The sequence below is a fragment of the Nostoc sp. UCD121 genome (assembly GCF_014222285.1).
Classification (GTDB): Bacteria; Cyanobacteriota; Cyanobacteriia; order Cyanobacteriales; family Nostocaceae; genus Nostoc.
The window spans coordinates 1-18,451 of record NZ_JACKZS010000157.1; the positions used below are offsets into that span (position 1 = coordinate 1).

11 protein-coding genes are annotated in these 18,451 nt (G+C 42.8%); 7 read left to right on the top strand and 4 right to left on the bottom strand.

Annotation, left to right across the window (positions count from 1 at the left end; translation table 11 throughout):
- The first annotated feature begins 84 nt into the window (after positions 1–84).
- Positions 85–2,229, top strand: coding sequence for an ATP-binding protein (locus GNF10_RS39340; RefSeq protein ID WP_311774215.1), 2,145 nt, complete (start codon positions 85–87; stop codon positions 2,227–2,229).
- Complete coding sequence (locus GNF10_RS25970) at positions 2,226–2,699, top strand: response regulator (protein WP_185581430.1); 474 nt, start codon at positions 2,226–2,228, stop codon at positions 2,697–2,699. The genes GNF10_RS39340 and GNF10_RS25970 overlap by 4 nt, the downstream gene beginning before the upstream one ends.
- Before the next feature lie 388 nt (positions 2,700–3,087).
- Here GNF10_RS25970 and GNF10_RS25975 read toward each other — a convergent pair whose 3' ends face one another.
- Both GNF10_RS25975 and GNF10_RS25980 read right to left on the bottom strand, forming a co-directional pair.
- Positions 3,088–7,344, bottom strand: coding sequence for an ATP-binding protein (locus GNF10_RS25975; RefSeq protein ID WP_185581429.1), 4,257 nt, complete (start codon positions 7,342–7,344; stop codon positions 3,088–3,090).
- Positions 7,345–7,714: 370 nt separating this feature from the next.
- Positions 7,715–7,870: an XRE family transcriptional regulator gene (locus GNF10_RS25980; protein ID WP_185581428.1), complete on the bottom strand. Its 156-nt coding sequence runs from the start codon at positions 7,868–7,870 to the stop codon at positions 7,715–7,717.
- Between the two features lie 598 nt (positions 7,871–8,468).
- Here GNF10_RS25980 and GNF10_RS25985 point away from each other — a divergent pair.
- Entirely contained in the window at positions 8,469–8,783 is a 315-nt protein-coding gene (locus GNF10_RS25985) for a hypothetical protein (protein WP_185592172.1), read from the top strand.
- 125 nt (positions 8,784–8,908) lie between these two features.
- Here GNF10_RS25985 and GNF10_RS25990 read toward each other — a convergent pair whose 3' ends face one another.
- Both GNF10_RS25990 and GNF10_RS25995 read right to left on the bottom strand, forming a co-directional pair.
- Positions 8,909–9,835, bottom strand: a complete 927-nt coding sequence (locus GNF10_RS25990) for a phosphodiester glycosidase family protein (protein ID WP_185592170.1) — start codon at positions 9,833–9,835, stop codon at positions 8,909–8,911.
- A 255-nt stretch (positions 9,836–10,090) separates the two neighbouring features.
- Complete coding sequence (locus tag GNF10_RS25995; RefSeq protein WP_185580897.1) at positions 10,091–11,350, bottom strand: DUF4912 domain-containing protein; 1,260 nt, start codon at positions 11,348–11,350, stop codon at positions 10,091–10,093.
- 583 nt (positions 11,351–11,933) lie between these two features.
- Here GNF10_RS25995 and GNF10_RS26000 point away from each other — a divergent pair.
- From GNF10_RS26000 to GNF10_RS26015, 4 genes are all read left to right on the top strand, one after another.
- A complete protein-coding gene (locus GNF10_RS26000; protein WP_185580898.1) occupies positions 11,934–15,284 on the top strand; it encodes a PAS domain-containing protein in 3,351 nt (1,116 codons plus the stop codon).
- A gap of 319 nt (positions 15,285–15,603) precedes the next feature.
- On the top strand, positions 15,604–16,101 hold the full coding sequence (locus GNF10_RS26005; protein WP_185580899.1) for a response regulator: 498 nt from the start codon (positions 15,604–15,606) through the stop codon (positions 16,099–16,101).
- A complete protein-coding gene (locus GNF10_RS26010) occupies positions 16,067–17,956 on the top strand; it encodes a response regulator (RefSeq protein ID WP_185580900.1) in 1,890 nt (629 codons plus the stop codon). The genes GNF10_RS26005 and GNF10_RS26010 overlap by 35 nt, the downstream gene beginning before the upstream one ends.
- Positions 17,957–18,057: 101 nt before the next feature.
- Positions 18,058–18,441, top strand: coding sequence for a nuclear transport factor 2 family protein (locus GNF10_RS26015; RefSeq protein WP_185580901.1), 384 nt, complete (start codon positions 18,058–18,060; stop codon positions 18,439–18,441).
- Positions 18,442–18,451 lie beyond the last annotated feature (10 nt).

Sequence of the window (18,451 nt, forward strand, 5' to 3'; positions counted from 1 at the left end):
TATCTTAAGTCCAGAGGATTGGTTCGCGATAGCTGGTCGCGAACCAATCCCCTTTTCCACATCCCGTGAAAAGTCAGGGAAATCATTCAGGTAAGTAGCAATAGCCAGGAAGTTGTTGCCCGTCAACCAGAAGAATTGCTGGGCAAGCCTCTGTCATACTTATTCAATGCCACGCAAATTAAGCTGATTCAACAATGTCTAGCGGAAGATTTTGAGAGCATCAATCCCCTCAACTTGTCTATCAAGCGCCTAAACAAATCAATCTATTTTGATGGTATTGTACATCGTTTAGATAATATCATTATTCTGGAATTGGAGCCGAAACAAGCGAAGGGACAAATAGGCTTTTTTGACTTCTATCAACAGGTAAGAGGAACAATAACCCGCATTCAAAAAGCACCCACACTACTGGAAATGTGCCAGACTGTGGTGACAGAAGTCCGACGAATCACTGGCTTTGAACGCGTCATAGTCTATAAATTTGATCAAGAAGGGGCAGGTAGCGTCATCGCTGAAGACACCAATCAGGAAACGCCCTATCTGGACTTGCACTATCCACCCTCTGACATTCCCAAGCAAGCCCGACAGCTATACACTCTTAACTGGCTGCGGCTGATTCCTGATGCCAGTTACCAGCCTGTTGCCTTAATTCCAGCGAACAATCCTTTAACAAATCAACCCCTCGATCTGAGTTTATCGGTGTTGCGGAGTGTTTCTCCAATTCATCTAGAGTATCTGCAAAATATGGGCGTTACTGCCTCTATGTCTATTTCTCTGATGCACGAAAAAAAGCTTTGGGGATTGATTGCCTGTCATCATTCTTCGCCTAAATATATTTCTTACAATATTCGCACTGTGTGCGAGTTCATTGGACAGGTGATGTCTGTGGAACTGGCCAACAAAGAAGCGAGTGAAGACATTGATTACAAAAGCCAATTGAAATCATTGCAAACTCAATTTGTTGAAGAGTTATCTCAGGCTGAGTATTTTTTGGATGGGATGGTGCAACTAAAATCTCAATTACTTAATCTGGTTACAGCCACGGGAGCGGCGATATGCAGTGGCGACCAGTGTATTCGAGTGGGTAAAACACCCTCTGAGGAAGAGGTTCATGCCTTACTCGATTGGATTAAACCGCAGATTTATCATAACTTGTTTGAGACGCGATCGCTCACAAAAAATTATCCTGCCGCCGAGTCATATCAAGCGATCGCCAGTGGAGTGTTAGCCCTGGAAATTTCTAGAGTTCATCACAATTATATTCTCTGGTTTCGTCCAGAAGTAATTCAAAGCGTGAATTGGGGCGGCAACCCCAACAAACCTGTAGAAGTTCTGTCAGATGGCAGTTTACGGATATCTCCTCGCAAATCTTTTGCATTGTGGCAAGAAACTGTGAAAGGATGTGCCCTACCTTGGAAACCTTGCGAAGTTGAAGCGGTTACTGAACTGCGAAGCCTAGTTGTGGGTGTTGTGTTGCGCCAAGCAGACAAACTGGCATCGATGAATTTTGAATTACAACGGAGTAACGAAGAACTCGATTCCTTTGCCTACGTTGCCTCTCATGACTTGAAGGAACCTCTGCGGGGCATTCACAACTATGCCAACTTTTTAATGGAAGACTATGCAGACGTATTGGATGAGAATGGAATTGCCAAACTCCAAACTCTGGTGCGTCTGACGCAGCGAATGGAAGACTTGATCAACTCACTCCTCCATTTCTCCCGCTTGGGACGCGCCGAACTGATTCGGCAACCAGTGAATCTGAATGACGTAGTGCAACAGGTAATCGGCACTTTGACCATAGCCCGACCCCAAAGCGAAGTCGAGTTTCGCATTCCTCAACCTCTAAGAAGCGTTCAATGCGATCGCGCTCAGATTAATGAACTTTTCAGCAACCTAATTAGCAATGCTATTAAGTACAATGATAAACCGCAAAAGTGGGTTGAAATTGGTTGCGTTGAAGGAAATGGCGAAAGCAAAATTTCTCCCACTTCTCTGACTTTCTACGTTCGTGATAACGGCATTGGCATTTCAGAAGAACATCTTGACAAAATCTTTCAAATCTTCCGCCGCTTACATGGGCGGGACGACTTTGGAGGTGGAACTGGCGTAGGGTTAACCATTGCCCGCAAAATTGTGGAACGGCATGGTGGTAGAATTTGGGTGGAATCTATCCCAACTCTTGGCAGCACATTTTACTTTACCCTGTCGGCGGAGGCAAATAGATGACTCGCATTTCAGTCTCCCCAATCCAGCAAACGCCCCTACTTTTAATTGTGGAGGATAGCAACGAAGACTTTGAGGCACTGCAAAGATTTCTCGGACGATCTTCCGTTGCGATCGCCATCCAACGGTGTGTGAATGGAGAGCAAGCTTTAGCATTTCTTTATCGGACTGGCAGGTATATTGAGCGCGAAAGTGCGCCCCGTCCCGGCTTGATTGTCCTGGATTTGAACCTGCCCGGAACCGATGGACGAGAAGTATTGCGCCGGATTAAACAGGATGACAGCTTGAAAATGATTCCGGTGGTGGTGTTTACTACCTCTAACAATCCCAAAGATATTGAAGTATGTTATCAATACGGTGTCAACAGCTATATTGTTAAGCCAATCAATTTTGCTCAACTGAAACGAGATATTCAGATGCTTGTAGAATATTGGTTTGAAGTGACGACGCTGCCTGATTTCTTAGAGGATTAGTCATAAGTCATATCATGTTCGCTTAAAGACTTATTCGGGCAGGGGGAAATGACCCTTGTTTCCTTCTGCGAAGCAAGGCGGAGTATGGGTCAATACAGTTCAGTTAAGAATTTCTTCCTTCCTCTTCCTTTGCGTACTTTGCGTCCTTAGCGGTTCGTTAAAAAAATTTACTTTGACAAAGCGTTAAGCCTTAACTGAACCGTATTGGAGTATGGGTTTGATTACCCCTACTCTCTGCCTCCTTGCTTCTTTTTCAATAGTTTTTTGCTGATTATCAATCTTAGCGATCGCTGATATCATATCCGGTTAATTAGTTATGATTACCGCATCTGTGCAATAACCCTCTTTCCCCCTGCCTCCTGCCCCCTGCCCCCTGCTTGTTAGAAACTCAGCCATTCCTACCAATCAGAGTTGCAATTGCCTTAACTAACTCATCTGGTTCAACGGGTTTAGACAAATGCCTTTGAAATCCTGATGCGATCGCTTGTTGCTGGTTGATTTCTCCCGCATAAGCAGTTAAAGCGATCGCGGGAATATGTTTAGCTTGCTTTAGCTGCAATGCTCTAATTTGGCGCATTAGCATATAGCCATCTGTCTCTGGCATTCCAATATCACTGAGCAAAATATCTGGTTCTGACTCCGCCAATGCTTGCAGTGCTTCTTTTGCTGATGCCACAGCAATTACATTTGCTCCAGCCTGTTCTAGGACAAATGTATGAAACTCACGGGTATCATCGTCATCGTCTACAACTAAGATTTGAGTGCCTGTAAGAATTTCAGTTGGAGAAGAAGCATTTATAGGGTCAATATCTATCTGTTGTTTTGGGGTTAACTGTTTTTTGATCAGGGGTAGCCTAACTCTAAAAATAGCTCCTTGCCCTTCCCCTAAACTTTCTGCCCAAATCGTGCCACCATGTAATTCTATCAAATGACGGACAATTGCTAACCCTAACCCCAAACCACCAAACCTTCGGGTTGTTGTGCCATCAGCCTGACGAAAATATTCAAATACATGAGGGAGAAATTCAGGGTTGATTCCTTTACCTGTATCGCTGACGGTAATCTGAGCTTGAGAATCAATGCGTTCCAGTTGAATATTAATTTTTCCTTCTTCAGGAGTGAATTTGACGGCATTCGATAACAGATTCCAGATTACTTGTTGTAAGCGATCAGAATCACCTAAAACTTGCCCCAAAGAAGCATCTAGAATTGTCTGAATTTGAATATCTTTAGCCTCTGCTGCCAAACGTACTGTCTCTAATCCCGCCTCAATCACCAGTATTAAGTTGACGGGAAACATCTTCAGATTGAGCTTGCCTTGTAATATCCGAGAGACATCAAGCAAATCTTCGATGAGTTGAGCTTGTAATTTAGCATTCCGCTCGATGGTTGCAATCGCTTTTCTGATCTCTGCTGGCTGAAATTCACGGGTTTGTAAGAGTCTTGCCCAACCAAGAATGGGATTGAGAGGCGATCGCAATTCATGGGAAAGCACCGCCAAAAACTCATCTTTAATCCGGTTGGCTGTTTCGGCTTCAGTTCTGGCAGCTTGCTCAAGTTCCAGAAGGCGATCGCGTTCGGCTTCTGCTGTTTTGCGTTCGGTAATGTCAATCATTGAGCCAATGTAACCTTTAAATTGACCGTCCACCCCAAACCAAGGATTAGCAGCATCGATTGTCCAGCGATACTCGCCATCTTTGCGCTGCAAGCGGTACTCCATACGGAAAGCCTCACACCGCTTGCTAGTTTCCAGGAAAATATTCCTAACCTCATCGTAATCTTCTGGATGTATGGCGTTTAACCAACCCAATCCCAGGCCCGTTTCTTCCCTTTGACCGGTAAAGTCATACCAGCTTTTGCTCAGATAGGTGCAGTTGCTATTGGTATCTGTTACCCAAACCATGAAGGGGGCATTATCAGCCATGTTGCGGAACTGTTCTTCGCTTTCACGAAGTGCTTTCTCTGCCTGTTTGCGATCGCTGATCTCTGTAACAAAGATGCTTACTCCTTCACCAAAGGGGTAGACGCGATTCTCAAACCAACGTTGCCAAGTAGGATAAAAGTATTCAAACCGAACAACCGTCTGTTCTGCCATCGCCCGATGAACTTGGGTATAAAACTCGCTTTTGGCCACGTCTGGAAACAGTTCCCAAATCATCCGATCTAGCAACTCTTCCTTTTGGATGCCCACAACTTCTGCGACGCGATCGTTGACAAAGGTATAATTCCACTGCCGATCCAACACAAAAAATTGGTCTTGGATGCCAGCGAGGACAGTTTCTAAGTGTGCTTTTGCGACCTCAGCTTCAATTCGTAGCCCTTGCTCTCGTTGCATTGCCTCCTCACGGAGACGAGCCATTTTTAGGGCTGCCTCCACCCGTGCTAACAATTCCCGAGCAGAGAACGGTTTAATTAAGTAATCATCGGCTCCTGCTTCTAAACCTTCCACCCGTGCCTCTTCACCCGCCCGCGCCGACAGCAGAATGATGGGAACTTTTTTCGTTTGCGGATTGGCCCGTAATTCTTGCAGCAGTCCAAAGCCATCTAATCCAGGCATCATTACGTCCGTCAGTACCAAATCTGGGACACGCCCACGGGCAGAATCCAAAGCCGCTAAACCGTCCGCCACTGATTCCACCTCATACTGCTGACTTAACAGCCGCTTGACATAATCGCGCATATCTGCATTATCATCAGCCAGGAGAATTCGGGGAGAAGAAGGTGACAGGTTATAGGTGACAGGTGACAGGTAAGATTCCTCCCTATTCCCTATTCCCTGTTCCCTATTCCCTATTCCCTGTTCCCTATTCCCTTCTTCGGGTAGCCAACGCAGAGCTTCTTCTAGATAGGGGGTTGCACCTAACGCAGTTGAAGCTAAGGTTCGAGGGGCGCTAATCCGGTCTGGAGGCAAATGAGCATATCCCGTTGGAATTGATACAGTAAAGCAACTACCTGCTTCTATAACACTGGTTACTTTGACTGTTCCACCATGCATTTGCACCAATTCTTGCACCAGCGACAATCCAATTCCTGACCCTTCAAAAGTTCGTCCTTGTGCCCCTTTGACGCGGTGGAATCGTTCAAAAAGATGGGGAATTTCTTCTGCCGGGATACCGATTCCTGTATCTTTGACTGCAAACTCAATATGGTCGTTTGCCCACTGCAAGCTTACCGCGATTTCTCCAGTCATCGTGAACTTGAAGGCATTGGAGAGCAGGTTAAGAACAATCTTTTCCCACATTTCCCGATCTACATACACTGGTGCTGGAAGGGAAGGACAATTGACTGATAATTCCATCCCTGCGCGTTCTACTGCTGAACGAAATACACTAGCTAGTTCTGCGGTGAAAGTGGCCAGATCGGTGGGTTGGTATGAAGCTTGAACCCGTCCGGCTTCGATGCGCGAGAAATCTAGCAGACTGTTAACCAGTTTTAGCAGGCGGAGTCCATTTCGTTGCACCATTTCTAACTGCTCTCGCTCGTTGGCTGGCAGTAGGTTGGCACAATTAGCTAAGGTTTCCTCTAATGGCCCCAACATCAGGGTTAGAGGGGTACGAAACTCGTGGCTGACGTTGCTGAAAAAGACAGTTTTAGCGCGATCAATTTCTGCCAAGGCTTCGGCGCGTTTGCGTTCTTCCTCGTAAGCTTGGGCGTTGGCAATGCTGGCTGCAATTTGAGCCGCAACTAAATCGATGAATCTTCTATAGTTATCGTCGAATAGCCTGAAGGGATTCAACCCAGCAATTAATATACCAGCTTTTCCGGTCTTACCGGATGGTGCAATTGGCACTGCGATCGCTTGATGGGGCGATCGCTCCCAAACACCACAGGGTAAGCTACTAAAAGACACTTCCAAGTCAGAAATTAGTTTTGCCTGATGCGTTTCGATCACTTCCGCAAACGGCCAAACGCAATCAGAATCGAGATCGACTGTTTCAGGGACTGCTACATGATTCTGTTCGATGCGGCACGTTCCAGCCAGAAAAACTTGTTGCTGATCTGGATCAACCAGATAAATCATTGCAAAAGGCAAATCGTAAGGGTTGCTTTCCAGACAATTTGCACTTAGTGTACAGGCTTGATCGAATGTCCGCGCGTCTGCTGTCCTAGCCGCTAATTCGCGCAAAAGTGCTAACTGGCGTTCACCAATGATGCGCTGAGTATCCTCTGTATTGGCACAGATTATCCCGCCTGTGTCGCCCTGGTCATTAGGAACTGGGCTGTATGAAAAAGTATAATAGGTTTCTTCTGGGTAGCCGTTGCGCTCCATAATTAGCAGCAGCGCTTCGTCGTAAGTACCCTCGTTCTTCAACATCGCTGATTCTGCTCGCGGGCCAATCTGATCCCATATTTCCCGCCACACGCAGCAAGCTGGCTGCCCAAGTGCTTCTGGATGTTTGCCGCCAATAATATTTTTATAAGGGTCATTATAAAGGTTTATCAGTTCTTCGCCCCACCAAACAAACATGGGTTGGCGGCAAGTCAGCATAATTCGCACGGCAGTCTTTAAACTCTGTGGCCACTGCTGTGTTGGGCCAAGGGAGCTTTTTGACCAGTCCCATTCTCGCATCCTAGCACCCATTTCACCCCCGCCGATAAGGAAATTTACGTCGGCGTTGCTTGCTGACGTTGACTCGTTCTTCATTAATTCCTCTCGGTTGGTCATGCGTCGGTTAAAGGCTATATCTGTAGTCGTCTTTTTCTCAAAATCACTTTAAATTAGACGTTGATGCTCCTAAATAGTCATTTTAGAGGATATTTAAAGGCATATACAATTAAATACAGGCTCTGCCGTGACTTTTCAAAGCATTGAAATCGTCTTTTAGGGCAATTTGCTGTTTTGGCTCTCTTCTATTGTCGATCGATATTCCAAGCTATCAAGCAAGGTCAGTTCTTATTCATAACTCACAATGCCTAGTCCTCTTTTCGGGAGTCTATTTTCTTAAGAATTTAACCTCGTTCACTTAACTCCTTGAGTAGATTATTAATTCGCTGTATTGTTAAGGGATAAGGTCTTACATATCCATTTCCCAAGGGTTAATTGTTAGGAAAGTAACACTAAACTCGGCTGTAAACCTTCCTTTAGACATATTTAACTCTTGTCGCAGGGCACAAATTAGTTTGCCAATATTAGGTTTCTTTGCCACAAGTCGGCTTACACTACGAGTCATATATTAAGGTTCATAAAGCACCATATATTAACAATTTTTACGACAAAATCTTATTTTGCGTCTACTGCTCTTGAGATAGAGATTGTGAACTCAAATCAGAGCATCACCACATTGTCATAACTTTAATTTATCGTTTTAAGAAACAAGACTATTTGATTTTATTCTATAAGTCGCTTTATCCTAAAATCAGTAGAGATTTGAACTTTACAAGACTTACGCAAACAATACTGAAAATCTTTCTTTTCAGTAGGGGCAATTTATGTAGACGCATACTCTTACGTTGAAGCAAGGTGCGCGGAGTGTCTGTCTAAGACACGCTGTGCGTTTGCGTAGTCTCCCGTAGGGAACCTAGAGAAGCATCTACTTTACGAGTTCTCCAACAGACTACCCTCAGAGTATTATCCCTACAGCGTGTAGTTTTGCGTATGAGATAAAAATAGGTGTCTTGCCAGAATTTAAATACCAAACTAACGCTAAATTTACCAAAAAAATTTTGGTATATCTATCTTTAAACTTTGATAAAACCAAGAAGGAGAATAGCTAAATGCTAGAACAGCAGATTGATTGCCCCACCAGGCCCAAGACGAGTGCAATGATCATGAAACTTTTCCAAATCACTTTAGTAGTTTTAGTGCTTTTAATCAACTTAGTAATTGCTTTCCCCTCTTGGGCAGAAAAAACACCTTCTTCAAATAATAATTCTGACTATTTTCAAGTAGGGCAAAAAGTCATTTGGCTTTACAAGGCTCGTGCAGATTCTAGCGATGTCCAAAGGATTCCCGCCGAAGTAGTTCAGTTAAGTTCTAAGCAAGTACAAATCAAGGTATACAAACATAACCACGAATTTGTCAATCGTTGGGTAAATCCAAATAAGCTTGAGAATTTGAAAAAAGTCAAAGAGTCAGTATTTTAAAATTTAGCTATATGGAAGTAAACTTACTACAGCACGAAGTAAATCCATCTATCATCTCAACTAAAAATAGAGGTAGGGGTAATTCATGAATTACCCCTAATAACCTTAATAATTTTAAACTCTATTCATTTTTTATATATCAAAAACACTGAACCAATTGGCCCAAGATTTTCTACATAAGTTTTCTGGTTATAATACAATCCTGGAGACATACCTCCATCAAATAAAATTCCTTCTTGAATATTACCTAAACAGTTATTGCTAGCAATGCCTTGTAAGACATTATCAAACATATCTGGCAGTAACTCTTGATTAAGTTGAGATAACTCAATCTCTGAATTAGCTTTCAAGTCATTAACTAATAGTATTACATAGCCTTGAGTAGTGATAGCTGCTAGAGAGCGATTAGTTGCATTTTTACAAGCAAATTCTCCCAAATCTTGACAAATATCTTTAAACTTACCCTGACGATAGAATCTGCCATTACCGCCTACTAAATTGTAATTGAGAATATCGTTTTTTCTTCTACCAGCTTGGATAGTAGCCTGCCTCTGGTTGGGTGTACCTCCTGATATCCCAAAGGAAGAACGCTTGTTTTTAAATGCTCCTGAATACTCTATACCACGAGAGACATTTAAACCTTGTGGCTTATTATCAGTATCTATGTAGTCAGCATTAATTGCGGCAATAGGTAGCTGTCCGTTCAATTTGGCATTCTCATCACTGATGAGTTCATGAAACTGTTTTGGAATGTATTCTTTACGTAGCTTCCCTCTGGCATCTTTGGCGTAGAGTTTATGAGATAGACCAACATTAACTTTGAAATCTAATTCTGCTGATTTTGGATTAAAAATAATCACATTGTTAATGCCTTTAGAAATTTTTTGACCTTGATTATTGGTTTTAAAAAAATCAATACTGAATTTAGGATTTTTGCCAGGGCAAGTTTTAGATGCTTTGGGGACTGGATTTGCTTCAATTTGTTGACAACCTGATAACAAGCTTGCGCCAATTATTGAGACAAATAACAAAAATAATTTTTTAGTTGACATAATAATGCAAAAAACCGCTACAGAATTACTATAGTTTTGTAAGTTGGGTGCAGCTTTAGCGTAACCCAACATAAAATTTGGTGGTAATGTTGGGTTGCGTTTCACTCCACCCAACCTACATAAATAAATATATCTTTTAAAAAACTCTAGGTTTCAACATAGATGAGGTTTGTAATACAAAAAAACCGCTACAGAATTACTATAGCGGGGAATAATTTAAAATTTCGGTCTGAAATTAATCTGAATAACTACAACTTAAGAGAACCATTCTAAAATAGCCTCTTCTTTAGAGTTAGTATTCCGAGATGGTGTCTCACGATTAAATTTCATCTGAATTGACCGAGTTTGCTCACCATCCGCAGCTACAGCCAGAATTGGATAGTCAATTAAACCATCCTGGAAGGACATTTGGAAGCGGAATGTCCCATCTGGATTTAGCTGAATTGGACGGCCGCCAATGGTTACGGTAGCGTCGGGTTCGGTTGCACCGTAAACTATCAATTCAGCATCGGCAATTAACCAGAACTGGCGCGGACGCACTGGGACGGCGGAAGCGGAGAAGCCAGCACCTGACATTCCTGCACCGGAAGCGGTTAAGCCTGAGACGGTGGGAACTGCCCACATACCCACACCAGATGGGAAAATGTAGGAACTAAGGGCTTGTTCAGGACGCGCTGAACCTGGTACTTGATGCTGAGAACCGAAGATAGAACCAGCAACTCGTAGCGCTTCAGCAGATTCGGCTAAACCAAAGATTTGGTCATAGATAGGATTACCGTTAGTATTCACAGCATTACCATTGGTGGTAGCTGCAATCTTTTTGGCGGGGGGAACTAGTTCGTACTGAGTCTTACCGCGCAAATCTTCTTCAAAGTTGACAGTGATGAAGACATCTTCAATCCAGTCTGAAGGATAGACGGGGGGAATGTGTACTCTAGCAGAACGAGCTAATACTAACCAGCGACCATCAGCAGCACGATAGCCGATATCTATCACATAATCGCGATCGCTAACTGGAACTGGTAGATACCATTCTCTAGCTAGTTCATCAGCCGGATATTCTTGAATGCTGTGAGGGCTTTGGTATTCGATGTTGATGTCGGTGACATCATAAATCCGTAGCGCGAGTTGTTGTCCCCCTTGGCGGCGCAGTTCCTCTTTATGTTCATTGGGGATATCCCAATAAGTGTAAGCCCACTGTGGATCGCGTGGTAAGAGGACAATCCGGCTTTCACCATAGCCAGAAGGCAAATCTGCGAGTCCTTCATCAACATCAGCTAGAGATCCACCTGTACGATCTTCCTGACCTAATTCAAACTTAGCAGCTTCCACGGTTTCCTGTGCCTCCAATGAACGAGATGGACTGAGCAATGTTTTGCTTCGCTGGACTTCTAAAATTGATGCCAGCAATTGTGATTTACGCATTCGGCTATAGCGAGAGATGCTATATTCGCTGGCAACTCTTCGTAGTTGCCGTAAGGTCATCTCCTCTAGTGGCGGGCGTTCTTTTGCCATTATTTTGGCCTCCAGTAGTTTAAGCGGTAAATGATTTCCCCTGGTTAAAGAATGCTATATAAAAGATCATCCACATCCAGATGAATTTCTTATTCCTGACTCCTGGTTTTGCCCAGTTTTAAGTTTTTTAATCTGTTTTTAAATTGAGGTAACTTCTAGGCAATTCCTGGTTATGCAAAAATTAGCATTTCTTTGGGATCGAAGAAGTTCTGTTTGTTAAGTCAATATTAACCACTAAGCATATCTAGGGATCAAGTGTTTTCTATAGCTTTTTTGACTATATTACGAATTTATAAGCTTTTCTGAGATCATCATATCATGCTTTCATGACATTGATTGCTAGATAATGTTGCTCTCTGGCATAAATATCAAGGTTTCATGACATTTAGCTGTGGGCAAGGGAGCAGGGGGAAGAGGGAAATGACTCCTGCTATGAAACCAGAAGATGGGTTTGAGTCCGCTACTTCAACTAAGCTGGGTTAAATTTCCCCCTGCTCCCTGTCCCCTCGCTACAATCAGTTGACATCCTCCCAGTAATGCGAAAAAGTGAAAGGAAGGGCGATCGCTCCCAGGATAAACGCAAATGACTAAACTGATTCTGGTTGTAGACGACGACAATTTTATGCGAATGCATCTGTGTAAACAATTGACAGATGCAGGGTATCAGGTAGAAGAAGCAAGTAACGGGCTAGAGGCGATCGCTATCTATACTCGCCTCCACCCAGATATAGTACTGTTGGATATTATGATGCCGGTGATGGATGGGTTTAGTTGCTGCGCTCAACTGCAAGCACTTTCCAACGGCAAAAACACACCAGTGTTAATGATTTCTGCTTTTTCCGATCAGGCAACCGTAGATAAAGCTTTTGCTCTGGGTGCAACTGACTTTATTACTAAGCCGATTCAATGGCCAATATTACATCTAAGATTGCGCCGTCTTTTGGAAGCTCATCATGCCATACAGGAATTAAGACAGCAAGCTACACAGGCACAATTGCGGGAAGTCGAACTCAGGATGGCATTAGATGCTGCTCGTATGGGCACCTGGAACTGGGATCTGTTGACGAACAAAATTACTTGCTCAGATAATCTAGAAGCACTTTTTGGCTTAGAGAAAGGCACTTTCAACTACACATATCAAGCTTTTCTCCACTGCATTCATCCCCACGATCGCGATTTCGTCAGGCGATCGCATCAGCAAGCTGTTGAGGATAAAGCCAAATATGAAATTGAATTTCGAGTTATTTTACCCAATGGGAAAATTCGTTTTTTAGCAAACAAAGGAGTCGTCCTTGTAGATACGTCGGGTATGGCTGTGCAAATATCTGGGGTATACATGGATATCACCAAGCGCAGGCAAGCGGAGAAGGCCCTAGAAGTTCATGCTAACCAGCAAGCAATGGTGGCAGAACTAAGTCAAATGGCTCTAGCTGGTGCAGATTTGACTACCCTAATGAACTCATCTGTAACAATTGTTGCCCAATGTCTCAAAGTTGAGTTTTGCAAAATTTTGGAACTACTGCCAGGCGATCGGAAATTGCTGCTACGCGCTGGAGTCGGTTGGCAACCTGGACTTGTGGGAAAGGCGATCGTGAGCGGGGAGAGAAATTCTCAAGCTGGTTACACCCTACTTTCCAAGGAACCAGTGATTGTTGATGACCTCCGAACCGAAACACGATTCAATGGGCCACCACTGCTACATGAGCATCAAGTAGTGAGCGGCATTAGCGTAGTGATTTATGGCAAAGAGCGACCTTTTGGTGTTTTTGGGGCACACACAACCAGACACCACACTTTTACCAAAGATGACATTTCTCTTCTCCAAGCTGTTGCCAATGTTCTCGCTACAGCCATTGAGCGCCAACGGATGGAAGATGCACTCAAAGAAAGCGAAGAACGCTGCCAATTAGCTGTGCAGGGCAATAATGATGGCATTTGGGACTGGAACGTTAAAAATAATCAAGTATATTTCTCAACTCGCTGGAAAGAAATGCTTGGTTACGCAGAACATGAAATTTCCAATAATTTAGACGAATGGGCAACACGAGTACATCCAGATGATATTGGATTCGTGAGACAAGCGATCGCCGATCACTTTGCTCAGATTACCCCGTTTTTTATCAGCGAACATCGAGTCCGGTGCAAAGATGACACCTATAAATGGGTTTTGGATCGCGGTCAGGCAGTGTGGGATGAAGATGGTAATGTTGTGCGGATGACTAGTTGCCATACAGATATCACTGAACGAAAACTGGCAGAAGAACAACTGCGTCAGAGCGAAGAACGTTTCCAAATAGTCGCCCGTGCTACCAACGATCTTTTATGGGACTGGGATTTGCTGACTGATGAGGTGTGGTGGAATCAAGCTTTAGAAAAACTTCTGGGTTACTCGAAAGAGCAAATAACATTTACCGCTCAGTGGTGGTATGAACATATACATCCAGACGACAGGCAGAGAATCGCCTCCCAAGCGCGGACACTGATAGATAGCGGTGAAAAATTCTGGTCAAATGAATACCGTTTTCGTCACAGCGATGGTTCTTATGCCTATATGTTCGATCGCGGTTATGTCGTTCATGACCAAACAGGTAAACCAGTGCGGATGATGGGCGCGATGATGGATATCAGCGAACGGCAAGCTGTACTGCGCGATCGCGATCGTGCCCAAGCAGCATTAGAACTCCAAAATTTGCGATCGCAACTATTCGCCAATATCACCCTAAAAATTCGCCAGTCTTTACAAATCGATGAAATTCTGCAAACCAGTGTCAAAGAAGTGCAAAAGCTACTGCTTGCCGACCGAGTATTAATCTTGCGTTTACAGCCAAATGGCTCTTTCATGGCGGTTCAAGAAGCAGTAGTTCCTGGTTTACCTGTTGTGCTGGGGGAGCAAATTATCGACCCTTGCTTTCGCGATGATTATGTTGTCCAATACCGCCAAGGAAGAATTAGTATCATTAACAATATCAAAGAAGCTGATATTCAACCTTGCCACATCGAATTACTGGAACGATTCGCCGTTAAAGCCAACCTTGTAGTCCCGATTTGCCTCAAAAATCAGATGTGGGGGCTGCTAATTGCCCATCAGTGCGCCCATCCTCGCCAGTGGACTAGCTGGGAAATTGAACTTTTACGACAGCTGGCAGATCAAATAGGCATTGCCTCAACTCAGAGCCTCATCCTAGAACAAGAGACTCGGCACAGAGAAGAACTCACCCGTTCTAATGAAGAACTAAAACAATTTGCATTTGTCGCCTCCCACGATTTGCAAGAGCCACTACGTAAAATTAAAAGCTTTGGCGATCGGCTCAAAAGCACCTGTGGCGACACCTTAAGCGAACAAGGACGTGACTATCTAGAACGAATGCAGAATGCTGCATCAAGAATGCAGACATTAATTGAAGACTTGTTAACACTTTCACGAGTGACTACCAGAGCCCAACCTTTTGTATCAGTAAATCTGACAAAGATTGCCCAAGAGGTATTGTCTGATTTAGAAATTTATGTGCAGCAAACTGGAGGAAGTGTAGAAATAGGAGAGTTACCCACTATTCAAGCTGATCCTATACAGATGCGTCAATTGTTGCAAAATCTGATTGGTAACGCCCTCAAATTTCATCGCCCACAAATACCACCAGTTATCAAAATCTATAGTAAGATATTAAACAATCAAGCAGATAACATATCTAGTAATTCTGAACTTTGCCAAATCATCGTAGAAGACAATGGGATTGGTTTTGAAGAAAAATATCTTGATCGGATTTTTAATGTTTTTCAACGTTTGCATAGTAGCATTGAATACGAAGGCACTGGTATAGGTTTAGCTATCTGCCGGAAAATAATTGAGCGTCATCATGGGCATCTCACAGCCCAAAGCAAACCTGGGCAAGGAGCGAAATTTACAATCCTATTGTCAATTAATTCCCATTCTTGATTTTTCTTCCTGGAGAGGGATTAATAATAAATCCCAAAACTAGCTTAATTGTACAATTGCCACTCGTAATTTCTAGGACTGATGTATTGTACAAATCAACCCTAATGTGAATTATTAATAAGATTCGATTATTTCAGGCTATTGGCTACCACCACAGCCATTTGTTGTTAGACATCGCCTTCTATTAGAAAAGAAATAAAACTTTCATATCCTAAACAAATAAATTGCATAAGTGATGATTTTTGTCAATGGAAGAGTTACCATCTATGCCAGGTTAATAACTTGATTCATAATAATAAATCACTGCAAAGGAGACGATGTGGAGGGTCGAAAAAAAAATCTCACTATCTTAATGGTTGATGACGATGAAGACGATGGCATCTTGGTTCGTGAGGCATTGGCAGAGAGTCAAGTGCCAATTGAACTATACATCGTAAGTAATGGTGAAGAGTTGATGGATTATTTGTACCATCGTGGCCGATATGCAAACAGAAGTAGCTTACCACATCCTGGTTTGATTTTATTAGATTTGAATCTACCGAGAATTAACGGTCTTGAGGCACTCCAAGAGATAAAATCTGACCCCCAACTGCGGCAAATTCCAGTTGTAATACTGACAACATCGCGAAGAGAAGAAGATATATACAATACTTATGATTTAGGTGCGAACTCCTTCATCATTAAGCCAGCGCCTTTTGCCTCATTGGTCGAGGTCATGGATACTCTAGTCAAATACTGGTTTGAAATCGTGAAACTACCACTAGAAGCAGTGGGAGAAAAACATGGACAACAGCCATATCAAAGTTTTGTTCATTGATGATGACGAAGATGACTATATTTTGACTCGTTACTGGTTCAGTGAATTTCAGGTAGCAGACTGCGAGTTGGAGTGGGTGAATAATTATGAAGCAGCTAGAAATGCGATCGCTCGCCACCAACATGACGTTTATCTTGTAGACTACCGTTTGGGGCCACACAATGGACTGGAACTTTTACGCGAAGCAATTGCCAACGGGTGTTCTTCTCCCATAATTTTACTGACTGGTCAGGGCGACTGGGAAATAGATATCGAAGCGATGAAAGCCGGAGCCGCAGATTATCTTGAAAAAAGCCAGTTGACTGCACCTTTGTTAGAGCGTTCTATCCGCTATGCCATCGAGCGCAAACAGACAGAACATAAAATCCGCGAACAAGCCGCTTTACTAGATGTTGCCACTGATGCAATTTTTGTGCGTGATTTAGACGATAAAATTTTATTTTGGAACAAAGCTGCTGAGAGTCTGTATGGCTGGAAGAAAGAAGAAGCACTCCAGAAGAAGACACGATATCTCTGGCATGAAAAACATTCGTCTAAAGTTAGAGAAGCACTCAATGTTTTGATGAACAATGGCTCTTGGGAGGGCGAATTACAGCAAAAAACAAAATCAGGTAAAGAAATTATTGTCGAAAGCCGTTGGACACTAGTGCATGAATTCGGCAATAAAGCACAATCCTTCCTCGTTGTTAACACTGATATCACAGAAAAAAAACAACTTGAAGCGCAATTTCTCCGCGCCCAGCGATTAGAAAGCATTGGCACTTTAGCCAGTGGTATCGCCCACGACTTAAATAACATTCTTGCGCCCATTTTGATGACCGCCCAACTGTTAGAGGCACAAGTCCATGATGAGCGTTCTCGGCGATTGTTGCCAATATTAATTACAAACACTAAACGCGGGGCAAATTTAGTCAAGCAAGTATTATCTTTTACTCGCGGGCTTGAAGGCGAACGTACAATATTGCAATTAAAGCATTTAATAATAGAAATTCAGCAAATAATTAGAGAAACATTTCCCAAATCTATTGAAGTTTCCACTCAAATTTCGCAAAATCTTTGTACTGTATCTGGTGATGCCACCCAACTGCATCAGGTACTGATGAATTTATGTGTTAATGCTCGTGACGCGATGCCAAATGGTGGAACTTTGAAAATTTCGGCGGAAAATCTCTTCATTGATGAAAATTACGCCAAGATGCATATCGAAGCTAAAGTTGGTCATTACGTTGTTATTACTGTTACTGATACAGGAATTGGGATTAAATCAGAAATATTAGATCGCATATTTGATCCATTTTTTACTACCAAAAGAATCAATAAAGGTACTGGTCTTGGTCTTTCTACAGTCCTTGGCATTATTAAAAGCCACGGCGGTTTTATCAACGTATGTAGCGAACAGGGAAAAGGTAGCCAATTTAAGGTATATTTGCCAGCACAAGAAGCGGCGGAAACTATAGAACAAGAAGACCAAAGACTACCTTCAGGACAAGGAGAATTAATTTTAGTTGTAGATGATGAGGCTGCCATTCGAGACGTTACAAAAACATCCTTAGAAAGCCATAATTATAAAGCAATGACAGCTAGCGATGGCATTGAAGCAATAGCCTTATATGCAGAACATCGAGATGAAATATCTCTTGTCTTGACTGATATGGTCATGCCGTCTATGGATGGGATAACTACTATCCGCACCCTGCGAAAAATTAACCCAGATGTCAAAATTATTGCCGTCAGTGGACTGACTTCGACTGATAAAGTTAATACAGCCTATGATATGGGCATCAAAGCCTTTTTATCCAAGCCTTATACAGCTAGCCAATTATTGCAAATTATTAGTACAGTTAAAAAGATTTAGAAATTGGGCATTGGGCATTACTAATTGATTTGTCAAACTTGAGAGTTATAATTTAGTAAATCCTAATTTTTAGCTCCTAACTCCTAACTATTAATTTCCCCATGACAAAGGATGAAGTTTTAGCGGCTAATGCAGCTTTTTATCGAGCTTTTGAAAGAAAAGATATTGAGATAATGAGTACCGTATGGTCACAAGGAACTGGCAGTTTTTGTATTCATCCTGGAAGTAATATACTACGAGGTTGGAAGGAGATTCGCATCTCTTGGGAGCAGATATTTAAAAACACTGCTTATATCGAAATAAACACAGATATAATTGCTACAGAAATACTTGATAATATTGCTTATGTTGTGCTGAGAGAAAATGTATTCCAAGTCGTTTCTGGGAGAAGACTTGAAGCACAATCAACAGCTACAAATGTATTTCACTGTCTTGGTGGAAAGTGGTATTTAGTTCATCATCATGGCAGTCCCATTTTGCGGTGAGGAATGGGGG